This is a genomic window from Rhodopseudomonas sp. AAP120 (assembly GCF_001295845.1).
Lineage (GTDB): Bacteria > Pseudomonadota > Alphaproteobacteria > Rhizobiales > Xanthobacteraceae > Rhodopseudomonas.
Map to the genome: position 1 here is coordinate 82,020 of NZ_LJIC01000124.1, position 21,798 is coordinate 103,817.

A 21,798-nucleotide genomic window follows, 5' to 3' on the forward strand; every position below is an offset into this window, starting at 1 on the left:
TCGAAGTTCGAAACACAAACCTCGAGATCCGAATCGCTTTCATGGAGTTCTGCAACGAAAAGTTCGAAAGTTGAATCGTCTGTCGCGGAGTTTGAATCGGAAATGCGCAGCTGTTTTGGAGTTGTCTGCGCAGTGCGGTCAGCGGGACGTGATTTATTCGTTGATATCGACGTTAGGCTGTGCGTCCCGCAGAGGATTGTCGGGGCGGTTGCGAGTTGACTTGCACGGATTGCCGGTTTGCCGGTGATGGGGCGCTTGGAGCGCCCGAAGGTTAAGGAGTCGTGCTCTCGAGCGCGACTTCGCCAGAGAACGTGCTCGCGGTGTCGTGTGTCCTTCCCGTCCGATCAGTACTGGGGACAAGGAGAACGTCCAGCGAAGCCGTTTCCGTTTTGTCGCTGGATAGATGTGCTCGAACATCCGGTCGGATGGCCCGTCGGTGGGGGCTGGCGTCGCGGGCGCAGCCCTACGTCTGAAGCTTCTTATTCCAAGAGCGTTGTCTCGACGGAGGTTGGCTGGTGTAGCGGAATGTCCCGCAAGGAATGTCGGGATTACCGGTGTCGTTCGAGGCCGTCTCCAATCCCGCGCCGTGGATCAGTATTTTGTTCGGGGATCTGCGAAGAGGTGCCGGTCGAGCGAAGCATGAACTCCTCCGGCGCTGACCAGGGTGAGGGCGCTCTAGCATTGCCAAAGGGGCGCGCCGCGGATGGTGGACGGCGTCGAGCCCCGTTAACGGCCCGCCTTAAGTTCGATGGCGGTCGCGACGAGGCCGGTCGAAACCCTGATCGAGGCGGCCGCCGCTTCCCGAAGTCCTCTAGGAGTGGAAGGCGACAATGTCGGGATAACCGGCGCTCCGTTGCTCATCCCGATTCACAACTCGGCGAGTCCGTGACGGTAGCGTGGTGCGATCGCTGGATGTTCACTAAGTCGCTACCGGGGCCGGTAGGCTCCGATTCCGAAGCGGCTACTCGGCTCCGGCAAAGTCCGAGCCGGAGGGGCCCTGTGCAACAGAAAATCCTGTTGCAGCATTGTTGCAGGTTGAAAGGCACTTTCGCCGTATGGTTGTAAAACGGCGTTTCGCCCGTCAACAGATTTTGCAAAATACAATCAACGGTTTATGGCGGAAGGGGTGGGATTCGAACCCACGGTACCCGTGAGGGCACGCCGGTTTTCAAGACCGGTGCCTTAAACCACTCGGCCACCCTTCCGACTTGGACATGGGCACTTAGCAGACGCGGCGGTGGGGCGGAAGGGGCTGTCCGCGAGACGGCGAGGTCGTCCGGGATGCGGGACCGCGGAGGTCGAGGGGCTTGCAAGAGCCGGATGCCGGCACTGTGCCCGCGCCGATCCGCGACGCCGATCTGCCGCGGGATGAGGAGAAGCGCGGGGCGACCGGTGGCACTTCCCGGAGTTGCCCGTTGCGATCTGAAGCGCTCAGCGCCGCCGAAATTGTGTTGACTTGGCTCGCGGTGCGGGCGTAGGGCTCCGCTCGGTCGCGCGCTTTGCCGTGCGGCTGTTCATCCATCCAACGAAGAGCACATGGGCCCTAGCAGCTTTGGCCGCTTTTTCCCGGCGTCGGTCCGGGCGAACGCGACCGCAACACATCGGACCGCGACCGGGTCGGGCCGCGTGAGCAAGGTGCGCTGCTAGCCGCCTGATCTCACCGTCCCGCCGCGCTCGCGGCCGTGGAGGTGAGTGATGTCGATCAAGATCAAAACCGCATGGTGGCCGGCACGGACCGGTCTTGCCGCACGCCGGGCCGAGGCCCGGATTGCGGCCAACGACAATCTGCGCGGCGGCGTGCGCCGTCCGCGGCGTCCCGCGCTCGAGCTGCACTGGCATCTGTCTCCGACCGGTTGCCTGGTCGGCGGCTGGTCCGCCGTGCCGTCGAGCGATGACGCAGGGAGCGCCGAGGCCGGCAGCGCCGGCAGTCGCCCTTATCATCCGCCTTCGCGCGCGGCCTGAGCAGCAGCGTCCGGCGGTGCCGGCGGACAGGAGCACATCACGATGGACCATCAACCCAGATTGCCCGCTGCCGCCGTACGGCGCGCGGCGGGCTTGCCGAAATCAGCAACAGCCACGGTCGCGCTGCGCGCGCGCCGGACCGGCGAGGGCGCCTGACGCCGCTCTCCGGTCCGGCCCGTGCGCGGCGGCCGGATCAGGAGAGCCTCATGACCAAGCACATCCCCCTCGAAGCGGCGGCGGCCTGTGCGGCCGTCCGCCCCAGCGCCGTGCTCGACGCCGCGCATCTCGGCGAGATCCGCGGCGCGTTCGGCACCATCGCGGTCGACGACCGCGCGCCGCGCCGCACGCTGAAGGCGCGGCTGCAGACGCTGCTGGCGATTGCCGGACCCGGCCTGATCGTAATGGTCGGCGACAACGACGCCGGCGCGTTCGGCACCTACACCCAGGCCGGCCAGAACTACGGCACGACGCTGCTGTGGACGCTGCTGCTGCTGATCCCGGTGCTCTACGTCAATCAGGAGATGGTGGTGCGGCTCGGCGCCGTCACCGGCGTCGGCCATGCGCGGCTGATCTTCGCGCGGTTCGGCAAATTCTGGGGCGCATTCAGCGTCGCCGACCTGTTCTTGCTCAACGCTCTGACGCTGGTCACCGAGTTCATCGGCATCAGCCTGGCGCTGCGCTATCTCGGCCTGCCGCAGTTCTGGGGCGTGATCGCCGCCGCGCTGATCGTCACCCTGGCGGTTTCGACCGGCGACTTCCGCCGCTTCGAGCGCTTCGCGCTGGTGCTGGTCGGCGGCAGCCTGCTGCTGATCCCGATCGCCGTGATGCTGCATCCGCCGCTGCCGCAACTGGCGCACGACTTTTTCATGCCGAAGATGCCGGCGGGCGCACCGCTCAGCGACGTGATGCTGCTGATCATCGCCATCGTCGGCACGACGATCGCGCCATGGCAACTGTTCTTTCAGCAGAGCTATCTGATCGACAAGCGGATCACCCCGCGATTCATCCGCTACGAGCGCTGGGACTTGTGCCTGGGCATCGCGCTGGTGATCATCGGCGCGGTGGCGATGATCGGCTTCTCGGCCGCGGCGTTCGCCGGGCGGCCGGAATTCGGCGCCTATACCGACGCGCTCGGCACCGCGCGCGGCATCGAACTGGCCGCCGGGCGGCTGCCGGCGATCCTGTTCGCCCTGGCGTTGCTCGATGCCAGCATCATCGGGGCTGCCGCGGTGTCGCTCGCCACCGCCTACGCGATCGGCGACGTGTTCGCGGTGGCGCATTCGCTGCATCGCAAGCCGAGCGAGGCGAAGGGGTTCTATGCGGTCTATGCCGGGCTGATCGCGTTTGCGGCCGCACTGGTGGTCACGCCGGGCATGCCGCTGGGCCTGCTCACCAATGCGGTGCAGACGCTGGCCGGCGTGCTGCTGCCGAGTGCGACGGTATTCCTGCTGCTGCTGTGCAACGACAAGGCGGTGCTCGGCCCGTGGGCTAACGGACCGGCGCGCAACCTGTTCACCGGGGCGATCGTCGCGGTGCTGGTGCTGCTGTCCGTGATCCTCACCGCGTCGGTGCTCTATCCGGACATCGGCGAGGATTGGATCATCGGCATTCTGGCCAGCGGTGGCGCCGGCGCGCTGCTGCTGTCGCTGATCGTCAAGCTGGCGTCGCGGCGCCGCGAGCGGGCGACGGCCGCGGCCGCTTGCTATGGCGACCCGGCGGAGTGGCGGATGCCGCCGCTCGAGGCTCTACCGGCGGCGCGTCTGTCCGGGCTTAGCCGGACATGGATGCTGGTGCTGCGCGGCTACCTGGTACTTGCGGCCGGGCTCCTGCTGTATCGCATCGTCGAGCTGGTCGCATCGGGGCTGTGAGCTCAGCACCACACAACAGCAGCTCGCGAATCGGGGCTCGCGGGACACAGATAGCGTCAGGATCTCGGCGGACGGGAGCTGCTGTGTGTCTCGCGAGGCCCCGTGCGACGGAATGTCGTTCAGAAACTGTGGTATTTCAGCATCGGTTGAGAGGCTAATCCTGCGTTGCGGCCGCTCTCGCGGCGCGGGATGTCCGATATTGGTCGGTCGCGACTGCGGTCCACCACTAGGTTCGCCGGGCAGATCTGGCCAATCCAGACGAACCGACGGAGTTCTCCAAGTATGTCCGATGCTTCCGAGCGCGCTAACGACGCCGATTTTCCGGGCAGTCGGGCGCCGGCCGCGTCCACTGCGGATACCGACGACCTGCGCCACGTGGTGATCCACTTCTGTGCAGCGCAGGCGCTCTCCGGGGAGGCGGAAAGTCTCCAGGGCGTCGGCGACGTGGTGGAGCTGGAAGGCACGGCATTCGGGTTCTGTCGCTCGCGAGGGGGGGAGTCTCCGAGGACTGATTTTACCCGCCTGCAGGTCGCACTGCGCAGCAACGGGCGCGCCGGCGCGGCAGCTTCGGGCGCCGACATCGATCATGAGCCTCGGCGCGCCTCGTCGGCGATGCCGTCGCCGGCCGAATTCGGCGGTGGCGATGAGCAGATGATCATCCGCTGCCCCAACGGCACGCTGATGACCACGCTGGAGTCGATGCTCGGCGTCAAGCCGCGCGGCAAGCTGGTGTTTGCGCCGTCCACGCCGATCGACGACCGCGGCGCGCTGGCGCTACGCGATTTTGCTCTATTCCTCGCGCGGCACGTCGATCCGGCGCAGCCGCGCCTGCCGCCGCTGATGCTGCGAGAACTGGAGCATGCATTGCTGGTTTCGCTGCTCAGCGTCGCCCGCCACAACTTCAGCGACCAGCTCGATCGCGATGCTCCGGACACCGCGCCCGACTACGTCCGCGTCGCCGAGGAGTTCATCGTGTCGTCCTGGAACAGGGCGATCACCATCAACGACCTCGCTGCCGTCACCAGCGTCGGCGTCCGCAGCCTGTTCAAGGCGTTCCAGAAGCACCGCGGCTACTCGCCGATGGCCTTCGCCAAATCGGTCCGCCTCAACAAGGCTCGCGAACTGCTGCTGCAGGGCGAGCCGTCGCGGTCGGTGACGTCGGTGGCGTTTGCCTGTGGCTTCAGCAATCTCGGCCATTTCGCCCACGACTATCGGCAGAAGCACGGCGAGTTGCCGTCGGAGACGCTGGCGCGCGCCCGCTGATCCGTCCGGCACAAGCAAAGAAGCTAGCCGAGATGCGCATAGGCAGACGAGGTCGCGTCCGCTAACCATGTCGCCTGTGAAGCGTTGAAGCGCCCGCGGGCGCGAGCGGCAGGCTGGCATCCTTGAGCGCAGCAGCGGGCATCGGTCATTCAACCAATCTCGTCGGCGTTCCGATGGGATATCTCACCGACGTCGCCTTCAACGACCAGCCGGTGCCGCTGCATATCGCCGGCGTGCGCGAAATGAACCCGAGCCTGTTCGAGATGCTCGGGCAGGCCGCCGACCTTGTCGATGCCGGCGACGCGTTCTCCTGCTACATGAATGCGCTGTTCGGCATCGATCCGGAACAGCGCGCCGGCGCGGGGCGGCGCCGCTTCCGTTCGTCCTTTCTCGACCTGATCAAGGGCTGGGGCTTCGACAGCAACGGGCCGGAAGGCGCCGTGCTCAAGGGGTGGGTTGAAAGCCGGTTCGGCATCTTCCCGACGTTTCACAAGCAGCCGATCGAGCGGGTCGCGAGCGCCGCCTGGGCGACCTATGTCGAAGAAAAAATGTCGAGCCGCTTTCACAACAATGCGATCACCGTGCAGCTCGATCTGCTGTTCGAATTTTGCCAATGGGCGCTGGCGCATTTCGCGGCGGCGGGCAGTACGCACGTGACGCTCTATCGCGGCGTCAACGCCTTCGACGAGCACCAGATCGTGCAGCGGATCGACAGCCGCCGCGTGGTGATCCGGCTGAACAATCTCACCTCGTTCTCGTCGGACCGAAGTGTGGCCGATTGCTTCGGCGACACCATCCTGACGGTGCGGGTGCCGGTGCAGAAGATCCTGTTCTTCAACCGGTTGCTGGCTGCGCATCCGCTGAAGGGCGAGGCGGAGTATCTGGTGATCGGTGGCGCCTATCACGTCACCGCGAGCTATTTCTGAGGGACGCGATGACAAGCCCCGACATCGAAGACAGGGCGCTGGCGGCGTATCTCGGCTTCGCGCTCGGCGACGCGCTCGGTGCCACCGTCGAATTCATGACGCCGGGGGAGATCGCGGAGCGCCACGGCGTGCACAAGGAGATCGTCGGCGGCGGGTGGCTGCGGCTGAAGCCCGGGCAGGTGACCGACGATACCGACATGGCGCTGGCGCTTGGCCGTTCGCTGATCCGCTGCGGCGGATTCGACGTTCGCGATGTGTGCGAGGAGTTTGCCGCCTGGCTGAAGACCGGTCCGGTCGACGTCGGCAGCACCTGCCGGCGCGGCATTCGGCGCTACATCACCACAGGAACGGTGGAAGGACCGTATTTCGAAGGCGACGCCGGCAATGGCGCGGCGATGCGTGTCCTGCCGCTGGCGCTGGCAACGCTCGGTCGCCCGGCGCAAGCCGAAGCGTGGACGATCGCGCAGGGACACATCACGCATCATCATCCGCTGTCCGATGGCGCGGCGCTGGCGCTGGTGCAGATGCTGCAGGTGCTGATCGCCGGTGACGGACGCGCCCGCGCGCGCGCCATCGCGGATGCGCTCGTCGATACTCATCGCAGCTTTCGGTTCGAGCCGTATCGTGGACAATCCTCGGCCTATGTGGTCGACACGATGCAGACCGTGCTGCATCATTACTTCAGCAGCGCGACGTTCGCCGAGTGTGTGATCGCGACTGTCAACCAGGGCGGCGATGCAGACACCACCGGCGCGCTCGCGGCGATGCTGGCTGGAGCCACCTACGGACTGGCCGCGCTGCCGAAGCGCTGGCTCGAACGGCTCGACCGCGGTGTCGTCGCCGAAATTCGCGGACAGGTGCCACGGCTGCTCGCGATGTCGTGACGTTCACATTCGTCGGAGCTCTGCGCATGCACGCCTTGCGCACTGTCAAAAGGCGCGGCCGTTCAATGGTCCGCGCGTGCAACTTGGTTGTTGCGTTGCGGTCAGATTGAGTTCCGGCCTGTCATGCAGATTGTCGCACGGTGGTGCGCACTCTTGCCACCTCGCAATCGCCGGGCCTGCCACCCATACTGTTGCCATCACCGCACCGTGTTCGGCAGTCATCGGTGATGAGGACGCATCGTAGCGCTCCCGCCATTTCGCTTGATATGGGAGGAGACCATGCACCAGCACCAATCGCGCACTCACAAGTCTTTGTATCAGCGCCTGACCGAGGAGGCGTGCTCGTTGCGAGATCAAGCGGAGGCTGCGCCGCAAGATGAGCGGGATCGACTGATCGATCGCGCACGCCAACTGGAGACCGCGGCCAATATGGAAGGTTGGCTGTCGTCGGCGGAACTCAAGCCGCCGACCTGAGCGTTTACCGCTTCAACCGCAGAAATTTCACGCCGATCTCGTCGCCATTGATCCAGGCCAGTTCACACCGGCGATAAGCGAGACCGGTCGAGGACAGCAGGAGAAAGAACTCTTTCTCCTTGAGCTTGTCGAGCGACGACGGCACCAGCCTCGCGCCTTCGACCGAGGCGTCGCGCAGTTTGCAGGTGAGGCGCCAGGTGCCGTCGATCGACATGATCCAAGCATCCACGCCGCGATCGAAACCGACCCTGCGGTGTTTGCGCTTTTCGGGAATGGTCATGAAGAGCCCGCGGTTTGTCGAAGCGGCGAGGCGTAGCCCGCCACCGGCCATCGGCCGTTCAATCGCTGATCCGGGTGAGAATGGCGCGTAGCGTCAGGCTCGGCGTCTCCCGCGCGGCGCCTTCGATCGAGACGTAGCCGTCCTTGGCGACGCCGTCGAAGGTGACCTCGACCGGATCGATGCCGAAGATCGAGACGCGCTCGGGATCGTTGGCATGCGCGTGACGGATACCGCGCAAACTACCAGAGACGGAGAGTCCGACCTGAGTGTAGGAGCCGATATAGGCGAAGCTCGAGTCGCCGCCTCGGATCTGGCCGTCGCTCAGCAGCACCACGCCGTGCGCTTTCTTTCGAGCTGTCTTAAATTCTGCCGTGTAAAATCCCTTCAAAGGATCAGTCATTGCAATATCCCCGCACCACCTAATACGGAGGGTCTAACACCTTCGGTTTACATCTTTGCTAAGAACTTGGGGTTTGCGCCGTCGGCGCCATTTACCCGAATGAAACATCGGCAGACGCGAGGTGCGGCCACCACGGCCGCCACAAGCCGGCCGCGCCGCTCGGGATAGCGGTATCAATCGTGGTGGTGATCGTCGGGATTGGTGGGGATCGTCACCAACCGGCCATATCGGACGCCGCGCTCCGCGAAAATGTGATCCGCGAAGTGCTGCAGCTCAGTGGCCTTGCCGTCGAGAATGGTGACCTCGAGGCATTGGTCGTGGTCGAGGTGCACATGCATGGTCGCGCGCGACAGGTCGTGGTGGCTGTGGAAGTTCTGGGTGAGCTTGCGGGGCAGGTCGCGTTTGGAGTGATCGTAAGTGTAGACCATCGCGCCGACGCAGTGTTCGTCGGTCGCATGTGCGGCGGTCTGCTGGATGCCGATCCGCGCCAGATCGCGGATCGCTTCGGAGCGGTTCTGATAGCCGCGCGCCGCGATGATGGCGTCGAGCTTCTCCATCAAGTCGTCGTCCAAAGTGATGGTTACGCGATGCATCGCCAGCCTCGTTGTGAGTATGCAGTTTTATTGACATCGTCATACTGCCCGTGCCACGTTGGCGGCACGGGCGATCTGCCGGGGCCGTCCGCGATAGCAGATTGGGGCGGGCGCGTCTTGCAGCGAAGCAGGGCGCGAGGGTGACTGCGTGTCTTTGTGCGACTTCCGGCGTTTGGTGCGGGGCGGGGCGGCCTGCGCGATCATCAGCTTTCCGTGGATGGGCGAGGCTGCGCAGGCGCAGCAGCAGGCGCGATTGCGGACTCTGCCCGAAATCGCGGTGGATGCGCCCACGGCGCCGCACCGTGCGGCTCCGCGGCATCCCGCCCAGCGGTCTGGTTCTCCCCACGCGCGTCGAGCCCCGGCGCCGACGGCGGCCGCGACTGCCGTCGCCACCCAGGCCGCAGGGGCCACCTCGTCCCCGGTGCCGCTGAGCGCGCCGCAGAACCAGGCGGCGAGTGCGCGGGTGATCAGCGGCGCGCAGATCAACGCCGTGCCGTTTTCGCGCGTCGGCGAAGCGCTCGAGGCGGTGCCGGGGCTTGTGGTCACCCAGCACTCCGGGGAGGGCAAGGCCAACCAGTACTTCCTGCGCGGCTTCAATCTCGACCACGGTACCGACCTGGCGATCACCGTGGATGGCATGCCGGTCAATATGCCCACCCACGGCCACGGCCAGGGCTATGCCGACATCAATTTCATGATCCCCGAATTGATCAGCACGATGACGGTCCGCAAGGGGCCGTACTTCGCCGATGTCGGCGACTTCGGCTCCGCCGGCGCACTCGGCATCGAGTATCTGCGGGCGATGCCCAAAAACCTTGCCGAAGTTTCGATTGGCAGCTTCGGTTACCGGCGGCTGCTGGGGGCCGGATCGACCGCCGTCGGCGAGGGGACGTTGCTGGCGGCGTTCGAAGGCAACACCTATAACGGCCCCTGGGACGTGCCGGACAACGTCCGCAAGCTGAACGGTGTGCTGCGCTACAGCCAGGGCACGCTGACCGATGGTTTCTCGCTGACCGGCATGGCCTACAGCAATCGCTGGACGTCGACCGATCAGGTCGCGCAGCGTGCGATCGACGACGGGCTGATCGGCCGCTACGGCTCGCTCGATCCGACCGACGGCGGCATCGCCAGCCGCTACAGCCTGTCGGGCCGCTTTGCGCATTCCAGCGACATCGGACAGACCGATCTCAATGCCTATGTGATCCGCTCGTCGCTGCAGCTCTTCAACAACTTTACCTATTATCTCGACAATCCGATCGAGGGAGACCAGTTCAACCAGTACGACCGCCGCACCGTGGTCGGTTTGAACGGCACCCAGCGGTTCGATTATCGCTTCGCCGGATTGCCGGTGGAGACCCGCGTCGGCCTGCAGAGCCGCGCCGACAGCATCAGCCTCGGGCTGAACAAGACGCTGCAGCGCGACTGGCTGTCGACGGTGCGGGCCGACGACGTCTCCGAGCAGTCGCTCGGGCTGTGGACCGACACCACGGTGCGCTGGACCGACTGGCTGCGCACCACCGCAGGCGTTCGCGAGGACTACTTCAACGGCCGCGTCATCAGCGATACGCCGGCAAATTCGGGTGATGCCTCCGCCTCGATGACCAGCCCGAAGTTCGGCATCGTGCTCGGCCCGTGGGTGGCGACGGAGTTCTACGCCAACGCCGGCACCGGGCTGCACAGCAACGACATCCGCGGCGCGACCATCACGGTCGACCCCAACGACAAGACCACGCCACTCGACCGCGTGCCGCTGCTGGTGCGCTCGAAGGGCGCCGAACTCGGCATTCGTAACCGTTCGGTCCCGGGCCTGACGACGTCGCTGGCGGTGTTCGTGCTCGACTTCGACTCCGAATTATTGTTCGTCGGCGATGCCGGCACCACCGAGCCGAGCCGGCCGAGCCGCCGCGTCGGCGTGGAATGGACTAGCCAGTACAAGCCGCTGCCCTGGCTCGGCTTCGATCTCGATGTCGCCTATACGCGGGCGCGCTTCACCAATATCGATCCGGCTGGCGATCTGATCCCCGGCGCTCCCGCCTGGGTGGCAAGCGCCGGGCTGACGCTGGGGCGCGAGACGGGATGGTTCGGCGCGGTAAAGGGGCGTTACTTCGGCCCGCGACCGCTGATCGAGGACGGCAGCGAAACTTCGCTGGCATCGCTGATCTTCAACGCGCGGCTCGGCTATCGCTTCGACAACGGCATCCGCGTGCAGTTCGATGCGCTGAATCTGTTCAACGCCAAGACTAACCAGATCGAATACTACTATCTGTCGCGGCTTCCCGGAGAGCCGCTCGGCGGCGTCGGTGATCGCCATGTGCATCCGGCAGAGCCGCTGGCCGTGCGGCTAACGCTGGCCGGCGCGTTCTGACGCTCAGCGCGGTTGTCAGAACGTCGTCGTGGTGCGAACGCCGAACACCACGGCATCACGAATTCGCCGCGTTCCGGTGGCGTCGCGCGGGTCGACCAGGCCGCCGCCGGGATGGATCACATATTCGAACACGGGCTGCACCGCGAAGCTCGGCGTGAGCTGCGCCCAGTAGGTCGCTTCGATCACGGCTTCGAAATCGCGCACCGGACTCATCACGCCGGTATAGAGCTGGATGTCGCGGTCGTATTGCCGAGCGCCTTCGGAGATCCGCGCGAAAGTCGCCGCGACCCCGATCTTGTCGTCGGGACGGCTGGTGCTGAAGCCGGTGAGCTGCAAGCCTCCGTCGATGTAGAAGCTGATCAGATTGCGATCCGACGGACTAACCGAACTGCGCACGAACAGGCCGAGCCCCTTGGCCGGGTCGAACGGGCTGCGCCACAGCAACTGCTCGACCACGCCGAAGATGCCCTGGTTGCGCTGCAGTGAGAGCGGCTCGCCTGAGCCCGAAATATCGCCGAGCGCGCGGCCGTCGGCGCCGCGGCTGAGATGATCGAAGCTGCCGAAATGATACCAGGCGCCGGCGGCAATCGTACCCGGGAGTGCCGCGTCGCCGAGTTGGAAGCCGTAACGGAGCTGTCCGATGATCCAGGGCGGATCGTTGACACGAAACGCCAGCCCGTTGGCGTTCTTGATCTGCGGATCGCCCGGACCGGGCGGCGCGGCATCGCCATCGAACACCGCCAGATAGGCTGTGAGATTGTCGCTGAGCTGCGCCTTGACGCGCACGCCCGGGGCAGCGAGCGGCGGCGAGGGGCCCCCGCTCGGCAGGATGATGCCGGTGATGCCGGGCCAGCCCAGCGCCGAATTGACGAAGATGTCGTCGTATTTGCTGTCGATGAATTCGACGTCGGAGGGCTGCTGGCCGACCCGGACCAGCAGCCGGCCGCCGAACAGCGCCTGCTCGATCCACATTTCGTAAAGCCGCGTCGCCGACAGCGCCTCGACGCCGCTGACCAGCATTAGATTGCCGATATAGCTGCGCGACAGCCCGTCGCCGTGGATCTGGAACATGTTGGCGTGAAACGTCGCTCCGCTCCAGCCGACCAGCCTGTCGAGATCGATGGTGGTGCCGAGATCGGCGCGGCCGGTATAGACGGCGCCGGTACGGATGCCGCCGGAGACGTTGCCAAGGACTTCGCCGATATAGGTCAGGTTGAACTGCACGCCCCAGTCGGCCATGCGCTGCCGCAGTTCCTGGTCGGACCTCGCAGCAAACGCAGTCCGTTCGTCGCCGCGCACCGGCCCGCTCGGCACGGCCAGCAGCACGGTGGCGAGCAGGGCGGTCGCACGAACCGCGATCGGCAGGGATCTCGGCACGCTGCACCCGGACTATCTGATCAAGCCGATCCGCTTCATCACGACGAAGGCGGCTGCCGACGACAACAGGAGCAGCAGCACCGCCCAGAGGAAGCCGCTGTCGGTTTCGGTGAACGGCAGCCCTTTGACATTCATCCCGAACAGGCCGGTGACCAGCGTCGGGGGAAGCAGCAGAGCCGTGAGCACGGATAGCACGCGCAGGCTGTCACTGGTCTGCTCTTCGATCTGCAGATGCAGCTCTTCCTGCAGAAGCCGGCTGCGTTCGCGCATTTCGACGACGGAGTGATCGAGGCCGTCGAGGCGCTGCGCCAGCTTGCCGGCGCGCAGCCGGAGTCCGGGCTTGAGATCGGCCGGGCTGTCCCGCTCGAAGCGGTGCAGCACGATCCGAAGGCCGGACAGATGTCGATGCAGCCGCACGCAGGTTCGCCGCACCTGCCCGAGCCCCTGGCGGACATCGACGGTGTCGTCCGAAAGCACTTTTTCTTCGATATGGTCGAGCTCGTGCTCGGCGCTGTCGACCATCTTCTCGAGCGCGAGCGCGATCTCGTCGACAATGGTCTCGAACAACGCTGCAGTGCCCTCGATACGCAGGCCATGCTCGAGCGCGCGCCGCGTCGCATCGACGGCACAGAGTGCCTGATGCCGGCCGCTGATCAGCAGCTTCTCCGTCATCACGAACCGCAGATAGCCGGTGTCGTCGGATATCTCGGCGATGTCCCGCTTGAGGTCGGCGACGACGCCGTAGATGCAGTCCTCAGAGCCGTGCATCTGCTGATAGCTGTCCTTCGACAGCAGCAGATCCCGCGCCCGCGGTGGCAAATCCGCGGACGCGAGCCATTGCGGCGCACGCGTGTCGGCAAGGTTGAAGTGCAGCCAGCACCACCCCCCTGGCTCGGGCGCGGCGAGCACATCGCCGAGCACCTGCCGCGCCGTGCCGTCCGCGCCGAACCGGAACGCCCATACCAGTCCGGGCAGGGGCGCATCGTCCTGCGGCGAGGACGCGGCGGTGGCGGTGGATACCGACTGTTGCATGTCGACGTTCGATCCTGCCGCGGGTCAAAGCACCCGCGACAGCAGCACGTACAACGCCCCCGACAGCAGGATCGCGGCCGGCAGAGTGAGGACCCAGGCCATCAGCAGATTGCGGATCGTGGCCATCTGCAAGCCCGAACCGTTCGCCGCCATGGTGCCGGCGACACCGGACGACAGCACGTGGGTGGTCGACACCGGCAGCCCGAACATGTCGGCCGCGCCGATCGTGGTAGCGGCGACGAGTTCGGCGGACGCGCCCTGGGCGTAGGTCAGATGCGACTTTCCGATCTTCTCGCCGACGGTGATCACGATCCGCTTCCAGCCGATCATGGTGCCGAGCCCGAGCGCGATCGCCACCGCGATCTTCACCCAGGTCGGGATGAACTTGGTCGCGCTGTCGAGCGAGCCCTTGTACGCGTTGAGGGTCGCGACCTCTTCCTTGGAGAGGTCGTTCTCCTTGTCCTTCATCAGGAACCGGATCGCCTCCGAGGCCAGGTACATGTCGTTACGCGTGTTGCCGACCGCTTCTGCCGGCACCTTGCTGAGCGAGCCGTAGCGCTGCACCTGATCGCCGATGTCCTTCACCAGCACGGCCAGCGACGGATAAGTGCCTTCGCTGATGTGGTGCTGCGACACGTATTGCGTCACGGCCGGACGGGGATCGCCGATGATGTTGTGGCCGGCGCCCTTGGCGGAGATCACCGCCGAGGCGGCCGTCGAGGTGCGCTCGAACTGTGCGATCTGGGAATCCGGCAGCGCGCGGTTCAGCGCATAGGCGGTCGGCACCGTGCCGATCAGGATCAGCATGATGAGGCCCATGCCCTTCTGGCCGTCATTGGAGCCGTGGGCGAAGCTGACGCCGGTGCAGGTCAGGATCAGCAGGCCGCGAATCCACCACGGCGGCGGCGCGTTGCCTTCCGGGGCGGTGTAGAGCTTGGGGTTGCGGACCACCAGCTTCAGCAACAGCAGCAAAATCGCGGCGCAGACGAAGCCGACCAGCGGCGACAGCAGCAGCGCGTAGCCGATCTCGGTGGCCTTGCCCCAGTCGACGCCCGATGTGCCGTCGCGGCCGCGCAGCAGCGCGTTGGCGACGCCGACGCCGATGATCGAGCCGATCAGCGTGTGCGAGCTGGACGCCGGAAGGCCGAAGTACCAGGTGCCGAGATTCCACAGGATCGCGGCGATCAGCAGCGCGAACACCATGGCGAAGCCGGCGCTGGAGCCGACCTGGAGGATCAGTTCCACCGGGAGCAGAGACACGATCCCGAACGCGACGGCTCCGGTCGACACCATGACGCCGAGAAAATTGAAGACGCCGGACCAGATCACCGCGACTTCGGCGGGCAGCGAGTGGGTGTAGATCACCGTCGCGACCGCATTGGCGGTGTCGTGAAAGCCGTTGACGAATTCAAAGCCGAGCGCGATCAGCAGGGCGACCAGGAGCAGCAAGTAAGGAACATATGTCGTGACGCGAACGCCGGTGGCCTGCACGTCGACATAAATGCTGTAGGCGACGAACAACATGCCGGCGGCAAGAATGCCGACGAACAGGATCATTGTCAGCGGATTGAACCCTTTGTCCAAATTCGGCCGGCCGGCCGGCTGGATCGGGCCGTTGTCATCGATTGTTTGATTGATAGTGAAATCGGTCATCCAAAGCCCCTCGACTAATCGTGGGCTGATCTTGATCGGTTGATTTAACGGTTAGATGACACCTGCGACAAAATGCGCAGATTGTCCGAAACGAGGCACGAAGAGAAGCGGTGGCGGGAACCGCGTCGGTGAGCCGGCGTGCCCTCAGTCCGCGGGGCGGAGTGGCGTCCGAGCCGGTCGACTGAGGCATGGGGTCGGTTCGCGACATTGAAGTATCAACGTGACGCGACGACTACTCCGAGCCAGCGCAATACTCACGTACCAATCTGCTAGATCGATTCCGATCCAGCCCGCGCGTGTCCGTTCAAAGCTGCGCAAGAAAGCCGGGAACGAAGTAGTTAGCGCTGCTGCGCGGTGATCGCAGTCAACCGGATGTCATGCATCGTCCCTATATCGGCGGATGCGAGTGTGCTGCGTGTTTCGCAGGCGAGGCATGCAGCTCAGCATCGATCGAGAGCGTCCTTTGCCGCGCTTGGACCAAACCGAGTGCTGAGCCGTCGCGGTCGAGTTGTGCGCAAGCCGGGAGAATCTGCCGATGTCTCCAACTATCCGCAACAAGCCGTGGACCGAACTGCAGGTCGGCGACAGCGCCTCGATCGAGCGTCGCTGCGCCGTGCAGGATCTGATCCTGTTCGCGCATGTTTCCGGCAACACCAATCCGCTGATGCTGCCCGATGCGCCCGGCGCGGCGCATCACGACGTCGTCGCGCCGTCGATGTGGGTCGGCTCGTTGATCTCGGCCGTGCTCGGCAACGTGCTGCCGGGGCCGGGGACGCTGTACCGCTCGCAGAATCTGGATTTCAAAAAGCGTGTCCACGTCGGCGACAAGCTGACCATCGCGGTCACTTGTCGCGATAAGCGCGACGAGCCCATTGCGGAGTTTGCCGCGACGATCCGCAACGAGGCCGGTGAGATCGTCTGCGAGGGCGTCGCCGTTGTGAATGCGCCGACGGTGGCGGTCGAAACCCCGCTGCGGGAATTGCCGGCGCTGATCGTCGATCACGCCGATCACTTCGCGCGCTTGGTCGATCTGGCTTCGCAATTGCCGGCGCTGAAGACGGCGATCGTCTGCCCGGAGGATCATAACTCGCTGGGCGGCGCACTGATCTCCGCTCAGCGTGGGTTGATCGAACCGATCCTGATCGGTGATCCGGAACGCATTTCGGCGGCAGCGCGTGAGCTCGATGCCGATATCAGCGGCTGGCCGCTTGCGGCCGAAACCGATCATCGCGCTGCGGCGGCGCGCGCCGTTGCGATGGTGCTGGCCGGCGAGGCGGCCGCGGTGATGAAGGGAGCGATCCATTCCGACGAATTGCTCGCCGCGGTGGTGAAAAAGGACGGCGGGCTGCGTGGCCATGGCCGCATCAGCCACGTGTTCGCGCTCGACGTGCCGACGCTCGACGAGGTGTTGTTCATCTCCGACGCTGCAATCAATATCGCGCCCGATCTGATGGCCAAGGTCGATATCATCCAGAACGCCATCGATCTCGCCCGCGCCTGCGGCATCGACAGGCCGCGGGTCGGCGTGCTGTCGGCGGTCGAAACCATCAATCCCAATATCCCTTCGACGCTCGACGCGGCGGTGCTGGCCAAGATGGCCGAGCGCGGCCAGATCAAGGGCGGCATCGTCGATGGCCCGCTGGCGATGGACAATGCGATCGACATGGAAGCGGCCCGGACAAAGGGCATCGCCTCGCTGGTCGCAGGCCATGCCAACGTGCTGATCGTGCCCAATCTGGAAGCCGGCAATATGCTGGCGAAGGAACTGACCTTCGTGGCGCGCGCCGAAGCCGCTGGTCTCGTCATTGGCGCCAAGGTGCCGGTGATGCTGACCAGCCGCGCCGACAACGATCGCGCCCGGCTCGCCTCCTGCGCGCTGGCGCTGCTGTACGATCATTGGCGGCGCGAGGGCCGTGCTTTCGAAGGCGCCGCTCCGGCCGCGCTTGCGGCGGAGTAGCGCCATGGTCGATGTCATCCTCAGCCTCAATGCCGGCTCGTCCTCGATCAAATTCTCGGCCTATCAGCTGTCGGCCGGGCAATTGCTGCCCCTCGCGCACGGCCAGGTCGATGACATCGGTGACGACACCACCTTCATGGCCGGTCCGGCCAGCGGCCATCCGACCGCGCAGCCGGTCGATGCGCCGCGCGGCAGCGTCGATCACCGCGCCGCGCTCGGGCTCGCGGTGGATTGGCTGAAGCGCGACGAGCAGGGCTGCGACGTCGTCGCGGTCGGCCACCGGGTCGTCCATGGCGGGCCGGACTACGCGGAGCCGGTGCTGGCCGACGCTGCGGTACTGACTCGGCTGCGCGCCTTCATCCCGCTGGCGCCGCTGCATCAGCCGCACAATCTCGCGGGCGTCGAGGCCGCGCTGCAGGCCTTTCCGGACGCCGCCCAGGTGCTGTGTTTCGACACCGCGTTTCACCGCAGCCATCCGTTCGTCGCCGATACATTCGCGCTACCGCGCCGGTTCTACGACGATGGTGTGCGCCGCTATGGCTTCCACGGCCTGTCCTACGAATTCGTCTCCCGCAAGCTCAGGCTGCTGGCGCCGGGGCTGTCGCGGGGCCGGGTGATCATTGCGCATCTCGGCAACGGCGCCTCGGTGTGCGCGCTGCGCGACGGTCGCTCGGTCGCCTCCACCATGGGCTTCACCGCGCTCGATGGGCTGCCGATGGGTACCCGCTGCGGCCAGCTCGATCCGGGCGTGGTGCTTTATCTCATGAGCGAGAAGGGGATGAGCGCTACCGAGATCACCGATCTGCTGTACAAGCAGTCGGGACTAAAGGGGATCTCGGCGATCTCGCACGATATGCGCGAGCTCGAAGCCTCGAGCGATCCGGCGGCACATGACGCGATCGATTACTTCGTCGCGCGGGTCCGGCGCGAGATCGGCGGGCTCGCCGCGACCATCGGCGGCGTGGATGCCATCGTGTTCACGGGCGGCATCGGCGAGCACGCGACGCATGTCCGCGAGCAGGTGCTCGGCGACATGGGCTGGCTCGGCGTGCATCTCGACCGCAGGGCCAACGGCCGCAATGCCCAGATCATCAGCCTGGCCGACTCTCAGACGGTGGTGTTCGTGATCCCCACCGACGAAGACCGGATGATTGCCGAGCACACCGCCGAGGTCGCGGGCCTGCTGAACGTGCGCCCGAGCGGCCTGCAATTCGCGCGGCTGACGGCCTGAGGGCGTGGCCCATCGAACCATTTGAAATGACTGCCTGAGATTAGCCGCCTGACGCTTCAGGGAAGGACCTGCCGATGCCGTCGCCCTACAGCCCCGCCACCGCAAGCGTCCGCACACTCGCGGCCGCGGAGGTTGCCACCACGCAGATGCAGCGCGTCGCGCTCAGCTTCAGCCACCATGTCGAGCGCTTCGCCCGCGATCATGGTCGGCGGATGCAGGAGCTGATCGCCGACGGCGCCGCGCTGACCCGCGCCTTCGGCCATGCGGCCGGCAACGGCATCGCCGATCAGGCCAAGGAATACGCGGTGGATGCCGGTCAGCGCCTGGCGCTGACCTTCGACGTGCTGCGCGAGCGCGCCGAGAACGACGCCGCGCATGAAGCCGCCGGCACGCCGCCAGTACTGATCTACGATCACGAAGTCGCGGTGGATGGCAAGACGCTGGCGCGGCCGGTCAACTACGTGCTGCTGAAGATCCTGGCGCCCGAGGGGGTCGTCACCTACGACTGGAAGCGGCCCTATATGATCATCGATCCGCGCGCCGGCCACGGTGCCGGCATCGGCGGCTTCAAGCAGGACAGCCAGGTCGGCGTCGCGCTGCGCGACGGCCATCCGGTGTATTTCGTGGTGTTCCGGCCGCATCCGGAGCCGAGCCAGACATTGGCCGACGTGATGCGCGCCGAGGCGGAATTCGTCGCCGAGATCGCGCGCCGCCATCCGCAGGCGCCGAAGCCGATCATCGTCGGCAATTGTCAGGGCGGCTGGGCGACGCTGGTGCTGGCCGCCGCCAATCCGGACATTACCGGGCCGCTGGTGATCAATGGCGCGCCGGTGGCGTATTGGTCGGGCCGGCTCGGCGAGAATCCGATGCGCTATAATGGCGGTCTGCTCGGCGGCATCCTGCCGGCCCTGCTGCTGTCGGATCTCGGCGGCGGCGAATTCGACGGCGTGCATCTGGTGTCGAATTTCGAGCTGCTCAATCCCGGCCGCAATTACTTCGGCAAGTACTTCGATCTCTACAGCGATCCGGAAAAGAGCCGCGCCAGCTTCCTCGAATTCGAGCGCTGGTGGGGCGGCTTCCATTTCATGAACGAGCAGGAGATCCGCTGGATCGTCGAGCAATTGTTCGTCGGCAACCGGCTGTCGCGCGGCGAGGCGCGGATCGAGCGCGGCCGCCAGCTCGACCTCAAGGCGATCCGCTCGCCGATCATCGTGTTCGCCAGCCGCGGCGACAACATCACGCCGCCTCAGCAGGCGCTGAACTGGATCGTCGACACTTATGCCGACGAGCACGAGATCCGCATTCGCGGCCAGCGCATCGTCTACATGGTGCACGACAAGGTCGGGCACCTCGGGATCTTCGTGTCGTCGTCGATCGCCAAGAAGGAACACGCCGAAGTCGCGTCGACAATGAAGACGATCGAGGCCCTCGCGCCGGGGCTGTACGAGATGACGATCGACGAGCAGTTCGGCGAAGGCGTCGATGCCCGGTTCCGGGTATCGTTTCACGAACGCAAGCTCAGCGACATTCTGGCGATCGACGATAACGATCGCAGCGAAGAGCGCGGCTTCGCCGCCGTGGCGCGACTGTCCGAGCTCGGCGCCGAACTTTACGATCTGACCTTGCGGCCGTGGGTGCAGGCGATCACCGCCGACGAGGTGGCCAAGGCGATGCGGAGTGCGCATCCGGCCCGGGTGCAGCGGGCGGCCTTCGCTCATGACAATCCGCTGACCCGCGAGCTGCGCAATGCCGCCGACCGAGCCCGCGCCGAGCGGGTCCCGGCAGCGCCCGACAACCCGTTCCTGGAGTGGGAGAAGTTGTGGGCGAAGAGCGTGACTCAGGCGTTCGATGTGTGGCGTGATCTGCGCGACACCGCCTATGAGATGACGTTCCTGTCGCTGTGGGGCTCGCCGCAGGCTGACGCCATCGCCAACAGCCATGCCTTCCAGCGTACCCGCCGCGATCCCAAGGAGCTTCGCTATCTTCCCGACGTGCAGGCCATCCTGCTCGGCATCGAACGCGGCGCTTTCGAAGAGGCGGTGATCCGCATGCTGATCCTGCTGGCGCAATCGCGCGGCGCGGTGCGGCGCGACCGGCTGGAGCGCTCCGCCAAGGTGCTGACCCGCGACGAGCCGTTCGCGTCGCTCGGCGCCGAGCGCCGCGCCGCGCTGATCCGCGAGCAGTCGATCATCGTGGAGTTCGAGCCGGAACGGGCGATTGCCACGCTCGCCCAACTGCTGCCTGAGCACGAGCGCGGCAGGGCGATGGAGGTGGTGGATTTCATCGCCGGCGCGATCGAAGAGATGGAGCCGAATACGATCAAGATGTTGCAGCGAATGCGCGAGGCGCTCGGCCTGCCCCCGATCGCCTTGCCGGACACCGGGCGTGATCCGCTGCAGGAGACCGAGGCGGCTCGCGACGTGGCTTGACCGAACGTTGAGGGCAGGGGTGACTTGATCGGCCGGCTGCTGCGCCGATCAGGCGTCCTAGTCTCGCGTGATGTTTTGCATCAGCCGCGGATCAACCGGGCCGCGGCTTCTCCGGCCGTTTCCATGTAGCTGGCGTCGCGGTTCAGCAACACCACCGAGAACGCGCCGTCGATCAGCAGCACGATCTGGCGTGCGAGCGTGCGGGCTGGGAGCGCCGGGCGATCCTCCGCAAAGATCGCGCACAGCCAGTCCTCGGTACGCTTCTTGTGGGCGCGTCCGGTCTGGATCGCCGGGTGACCGGGAAGATTCATCAACTCCACCGAGGTCCGCAGAAAGCCGCAGCCCTTCCAGCGCGGGTTGCGCGCGTTCTCCGCGAGGTGGCAGAAGATCGCCTTGACCTTGTCGGCGGTGTCGCCCTCGGCCTCCGCGAACCAGCGCTGGAAGATCGCCACATTGGGCTGGTCGCGCGTCTGCAGATAGGCGGCGATCAGGTCGTCCTTGCTGCGGAAATGATAGTAGATCGTCCGCTTGGTCAGCCCGGCTTTCGCCGCCACCGCGTCGACGCTGACGGCGCGGATGCCGTCGCGGTGAAACAGCTTTCCGGCGGCTTCGACGATGCGATCGCGCGTGGTGCTCGGCGGCTTGGTCATGCCTCCATGTATACCGACCAGTGAATATACACAATGCGACGTCCGCATTATCGTTCGCGGTATGAACCAGGCTCCGTCCAACGCCTCCTCGCAGGAGAAGCACGCCGTCGAGATCCGCTGCCGTGACGGCGTCGTCCTCGGTGGCGATCTGTTCCGGGCGGCGACGCCGCGGGCGATCGGCACCGCCATCGTCAACCCTGCCACCGGCGTCCTCGCGCGCTACTATCACCGCTATGCCGCGTTCCTGGCCGAACACGGGTTCGACGTCGTCACCTATGATTATCGCGGTATCGGCCGCTCGCGTCCGGCACGCCTCCGCGGCTGCGGCTATCGCTGGCGGGATTGGGGTGAACTCGATTTCGCCGCCGTGCTGCGGTTCGCCCGCGACCGAGCGCACGGCAAGCCGGTGATCGTCGTTGGTCACAGCATCGGCGGGGTTTTGCCGGGGCTGGCC

General features: G+C 65.8%; 18 protein-coding genes and 1 tRNA gene. 11 read left to right on the forward strand and 8 right to left on the reverse strand.

Going from position 1 to position 21,798, the window contains the following annotated elements; genetic code table 11:
- Nucleotides 1–1,115: 1,115 nt before the first annotated feature.
- Nucleotides 1,116–1,205, reverse strand: a tRNA-Ser gene (locus tag IP86_RS19055).
- Nucleotides 1,206–1,695: 490 nt separating this feature from the next.
- Between IP86_RS19055 and IP86_RS19060 the strand changes: the two genes are divergently transcribed.
- The 6 genes from IP86_RS19060 (at nucleotide 1,696) to IP86_RS19085 (ending at nucleotide 7,377) form a co-directional block, all read left to right on the forward strand.
- Nucleotides 1,696–1,962 (forward strand): hypothetical protein, encoded by a 267-nt coding sequence (locus tag IP86_RS19060; RefSeq protein WP_054164017.1) that lies wholly within the window; start codon nucleotides 1,696–1,698, stop codon nucleotides 1,960–1,962.
- A gap of 206 nt (nucleotides 1,963–2,168) precedes the next feature.
- The gene (locus IP86_RS19065) at nucleotides 2,169–3,830 is read left to right on the forward strand and encodes an NRAMP family divalent metal transporter (RefSeq protein WP_054163998.1); all 1,662 of its coding nucleotides are present in this window, start codon (nucleotides 2,169–2,171) and stop codon (nucleotides 3,828–3,830) included.
- 282 nt (nucleotides 3,831–4,112) lie between these two features.
- On the forward strand, nucleotides 4,113–5,093 hold the full coding sequence (locus tag IP86_RS19070) for an AraC family transcriptional regulator (protein ID WP_054163999.1): 981 nt from the start codon (nucleotides 4,113–4,115) through the stop codon (nucleotides 5,091–5,093).
- Between the two features lie 173 nt (nucleotides 5,094–5,266).
- Nucleotides 5,267–6,019: an NAD(+)--dinitrogen-reductase ADP-D-ribosyltransferase gene (locus IP86_RS19075; RefSeq protein ID WP_156332558.1), complete on the forward strand. Its 753-nt coding sequence runs from the start codon at nucleotides 5,267–5,269 to the stop codon at nucleotides 6,017–6,019.
- Between the two features lie 8 nt (nucleotides 6,020–6,027).
- A complete protein-coding gene (gene draG / locus IP86_RS19080) occupies nucleotides 6,028–6,903 on the forward strand; it encodes an ADP-ribosyl-[dinitrogen reductase] hydrolase (RefSeq protein ID WP_054164001.1) in 876 nt (291 codons plus the stop codon).
- A 279-nt stretch (nucleotides 6,904–7,182) separates the two neighbouring features.
- Nucleotides 7,183–7,377, forward strand: a complete 195-nt coding sequence (locus IP86_RS19085; protein ID WP_054164002.1) for a hypothetical protein — start codon at nucleotides 7,183–7,185, stop codon at nucleotides 7,375–7,377.
- Between the two features lie 4 nt (nucleotides 7,378–7,381).
- Here IP86_RS19085 and IP86_RS19090 read toward each other — a convergent pair whose 3' ends face one another.
- The 3 genes from IP86_RS19090 to nikR form a co-directional block, all read right to left on the reverse strand.
- Nucleotides 7,382–7,657: a PilZ domain-containing protein gene (locus IP86_RS19090; protein WP_054164003.1), complete on the reverse strand. Its 276-nt coding sequence runs from the start codon at nucleotides 7,655–7,657 to the stop codon at nucleotides 7,382–7,384.
- Between the two features lie 58 nt (nucleotides 7,658–7,715).
- The gene (locus tag IP86_RS19095; RefSeq protein ID WP_054164004.1) at nucleotides 7,716–8,057 is read right to left on the reverse strand and encodes a hypothetical protein; all 342 of its coding nucleotides are present in this window, start codon (nucleotides 8,055–8,057) and stop codon (nucleotides 7,716–7,718) included.
- Nucleotides 8,058–8,230: 173 nt separating this feature from the next.
- The gene (gene nikR / locus IP86_RS19100) at nucleotides 8,231–8,650 is read right to left on the reverse strand and encodes a nickel-responsive transcriptional regulator NikR (RefSeq protein WP_054164005.1); all 420 of its coding nucleotides are present in this window, start codon (nucleotides 8,648–8,650) and stop codon (nucleotides 8,231–8,233) included.
- A gap of 217 nt (nucleotides 8,651–8,867) precedes the next feature.
- Between nikR and IP86_RS19105 the strand changes: the two genes are divergently transcribed.
- Nucleotides 8,868–11,015 carry a TonB-dependent receptor gene (locus IP86_RS19105; protein WP_082364108.1) on the forward strand — a complete coding sequence of 716 codons (2,148 nt, stop codon included), beginning with the start codon at nucleotides 8,868–8,870 and terminating at the stop codon, nucleotides 11,013–11,015.
- 15 nt (nucleotides 11,016–11,030) lie between these two features.
- On the opposite strand, the gene IP86_RS19110 is transcribed toward IP86_RS19105, so the two are convergent.
- From IP86_RS19110 to IP86_RS19120, 3 genes are read right to left on the reverse strand one after another with little or no spacing between them, the layout of a single operon-like run.
- Nucleotides 11,031–12,392 carry a carbohydrate porin gene (locus tag IP86_RS19110; RefSeq protein WP_245290673.1) on the reverse strand — a complete coding sequence of 454 codons (1,362 nt, stop codon included), beginning with the start codon at nucleotides 12,390–12,392 and terminating at the stop codon, nucleotides 11,031–11,033.
- Nucleotides 12,393–12,404: 12 nt separating this feature from the next.
- A complete protein-coding gene (locus tag IP86_RS19115) occupies nucleotides 12,405–13,424 on the reverse strand; it encodes a transporter (protein WP_054164006.1) in 1,020 nt (339 codons plus the stop codon).
- 24 nt (nucleotides 13,425–13,448) lie between these two features.
- A complete protein-coding gene (locus tag IP86_RS19120) occupies nucleotides 13,449–15,077 on the reverse strand; it encodes an inorganic phosphate transporter (RefSeq protein ID WP_054164007.1) in 1,629 nt (542 codons plus the stop codon).
- 535 nt (nucleotides 15,078–15,612) lie between these two features.
- Here IP86_RS19120 and IP86_RS19125 point away from each other — a divergent pair.
- The 3 genes from IP86_RS19125 (at nucleotide 15,613) to IP86_RS19135 (ending at nucleotide 20,694) form a co-directional block, all read left to right on the forward strand.
- Nucleotides 15,613–17,034 (forward strand): bifunctional enoyl-CoA hydratase/phosphate acetyltransferase, encoded by a 1,422-nt coding sequence (locus IP86_RS19125; protein WP_054164008.1) that lies wholly within the window; start codon nucleotides 15,613–15,615, stop codon nucleotides 17,032–17,034.
- Between the two features lie 4 nt (nucleotides 17,035–17,038).
- A complete protein-coding gene (locus tag IP86_RS19130; RefSeq protein WP_054164020.1) occupies nucleotides 17,039–18,265 on the forward strand; it encodes an acetate/propionate family kinase in 1,227 nt (408 codons plus the stop codon).
- Between the two features lie 74 nt (nucleotides 18,266–18,339).
- Nucleotides 18,340–20,694, forward strand: coding sequence for a DUF3141 domain-containing protein (locus IP86_RS19135; RefSeq protein ID WP_054164009.1), 2,355 nt, complete (start codon nucleotides 18,340–18,342; stop codon nucleotides 20,692–20,694).
- 80 nt (nucleotides 20,695–20,774) lie between these two features.
- Here IP86_RS19135 and IP86_RS19140 read toward each other — a convergent pair whose 3' ends face one another.
- The gene (locus IP86_RS19140) at nucleotides 20,775–21,344 is read right to left on the reverse strand and encodes a TetR/AcrR family transcriptional regulator (protein WP_054164010.1); all 570 of its coding nucleotides are present in this window, start codon (nucleotides 21,342–21,344) and stop codon (nucleotides 20,775–20,777) included.
- Between the two features lie 61 nt (nucleotides 21,345–21,405).
- Between IP86_RS19140 and IP86_RS19145 the strand changes: the two genes are divergently transcribed.
- The coding region (locus tag IP86_RS19145; protein ID WP_197279897.1) for an alpha/beta fold hydrolase at nucleotides 21,406–21,798 on the forward strand (393 nt) is incomplete at its 3' end.

What these genes read in the sequence shown, in the direction of transcription:
- IP86_RS19060 (WP_054164017.1), top strand. Translation starts at nt 1,696, where the DNA reads ATGTCGATCAAGATCAAAACCGCATGGTGGCCGGCACGGACCGGTCTT.
- IP86_RS19065 (WP_054163998.1), top strand. Translation starts at nt 2,169, where the DNA reads ATGACCAAGCACATCCCCCTCGAAGCGGCGGCGGCCTGTGCGGCCGTC.
- IP86_RS19070 (WP_054163999.1), top strand. Translation starts at nt 4,113, where the DNA reads ATGTCCGATGCTTCCGAGCGCGCTAACGACGCCGATTTTCCGGGCAGT.
- IP86_RS19075 (WP_156332558.1), top strand. Translation starts at nt 5,267, where the DNA reads ATGGGATATCTCACCGACGTCGCCTTCAACGACCAGCCGGTGCCGCTG.
- draG (WP_054164001.1), top strand. Translation starts at nt 6,028, where the DNA reads ATGACAAGCCCCGACATCGAAGACAGGGCGCTGGCGGCGTATCTCGGC.
- IP86_RS19085 (WP_054164002.1), top strand. Translation starts at nt 7,183, where the DNA reads ATGCACCAGCACCAATCGCGCACTCACAAGTCTTTGTATCAGCGCCTG.
- IP86_RS19090 (WP_054164003.1), bottom strand. Translation starts at nt 7,657, where the DNA reads ATGACCATTCCCGAAAAGCGCAAACACCGCAGGGTCGGTTTCGATCGC.
- IP86_RS19095 (WP_054164004.1), bottom strand. Translation starts at nt 8,057, where the DNA reads ATGACTGATCCTTTGAAGGGATTTTACACGGCAGAATTTAAGACAGCT.
- nikR (WP_054164005.1), bottom strand. Translation starts at nt 8,650, where the DNA reads ATGCATCGCGTAACCATCACTTTGGACGACGACTTGATGGAGAAGCTC.
- IP86_RS19105 (WP_082364108.1), top strand. Translation starts at nt 8,868, where the DNA reads ATGGGCGAGGCTGCGCAGGCGCAGCAGCAGGCGCGATTGCGGACTCTG.
- IP86_RS19115 (WP_054164006.1), bottom strand. Translation starts at nt 13,424, where the DNA reads ATGCAACAGTCGGTATCCACCGCCACCGCCGCGTCCTCGCCGCAGGAC.
- IP86_RS19120 (WP_054164007.1), bottom strand. Translation starts at nt 15,077, where the DNA reads ATGACCGATTTCACTATCAATCAAACAATCGATGACAACGGCCCGATC.
- IP86_RS19125 (WP_054164008.1), top strand. Translation starts at nt 15,613, where the DNA reads ATGTCTCCAACTATCCGCAACAAGCCGTGGACCGAACTGCAGGTCGGC.
- IP86_RS19130 (WP_054164020.1), top strand. Translation starts at nt 17,039, where the DNA reads ATGGTCGATGTCATCCTCAGCCTCAATGCCGGCTCGTCCTCGATCAAA.
- IP86_RS19135 (WP_054164009.1), top strand. Translation starts at nt 18,340, where the DNA reads ATGCCGTCGCCCTACAGCCCCGCCACCGCAAGCGTCCGCACACTCGCG.
- IP86_RS19140 (WP_054164010.1), bottom strand. Translation starts at nt 21,344, where the DNA reads ATGACCAAGCCGCCGAGCACCACGCGCGATCGCATCGTCGAAGCCGCC.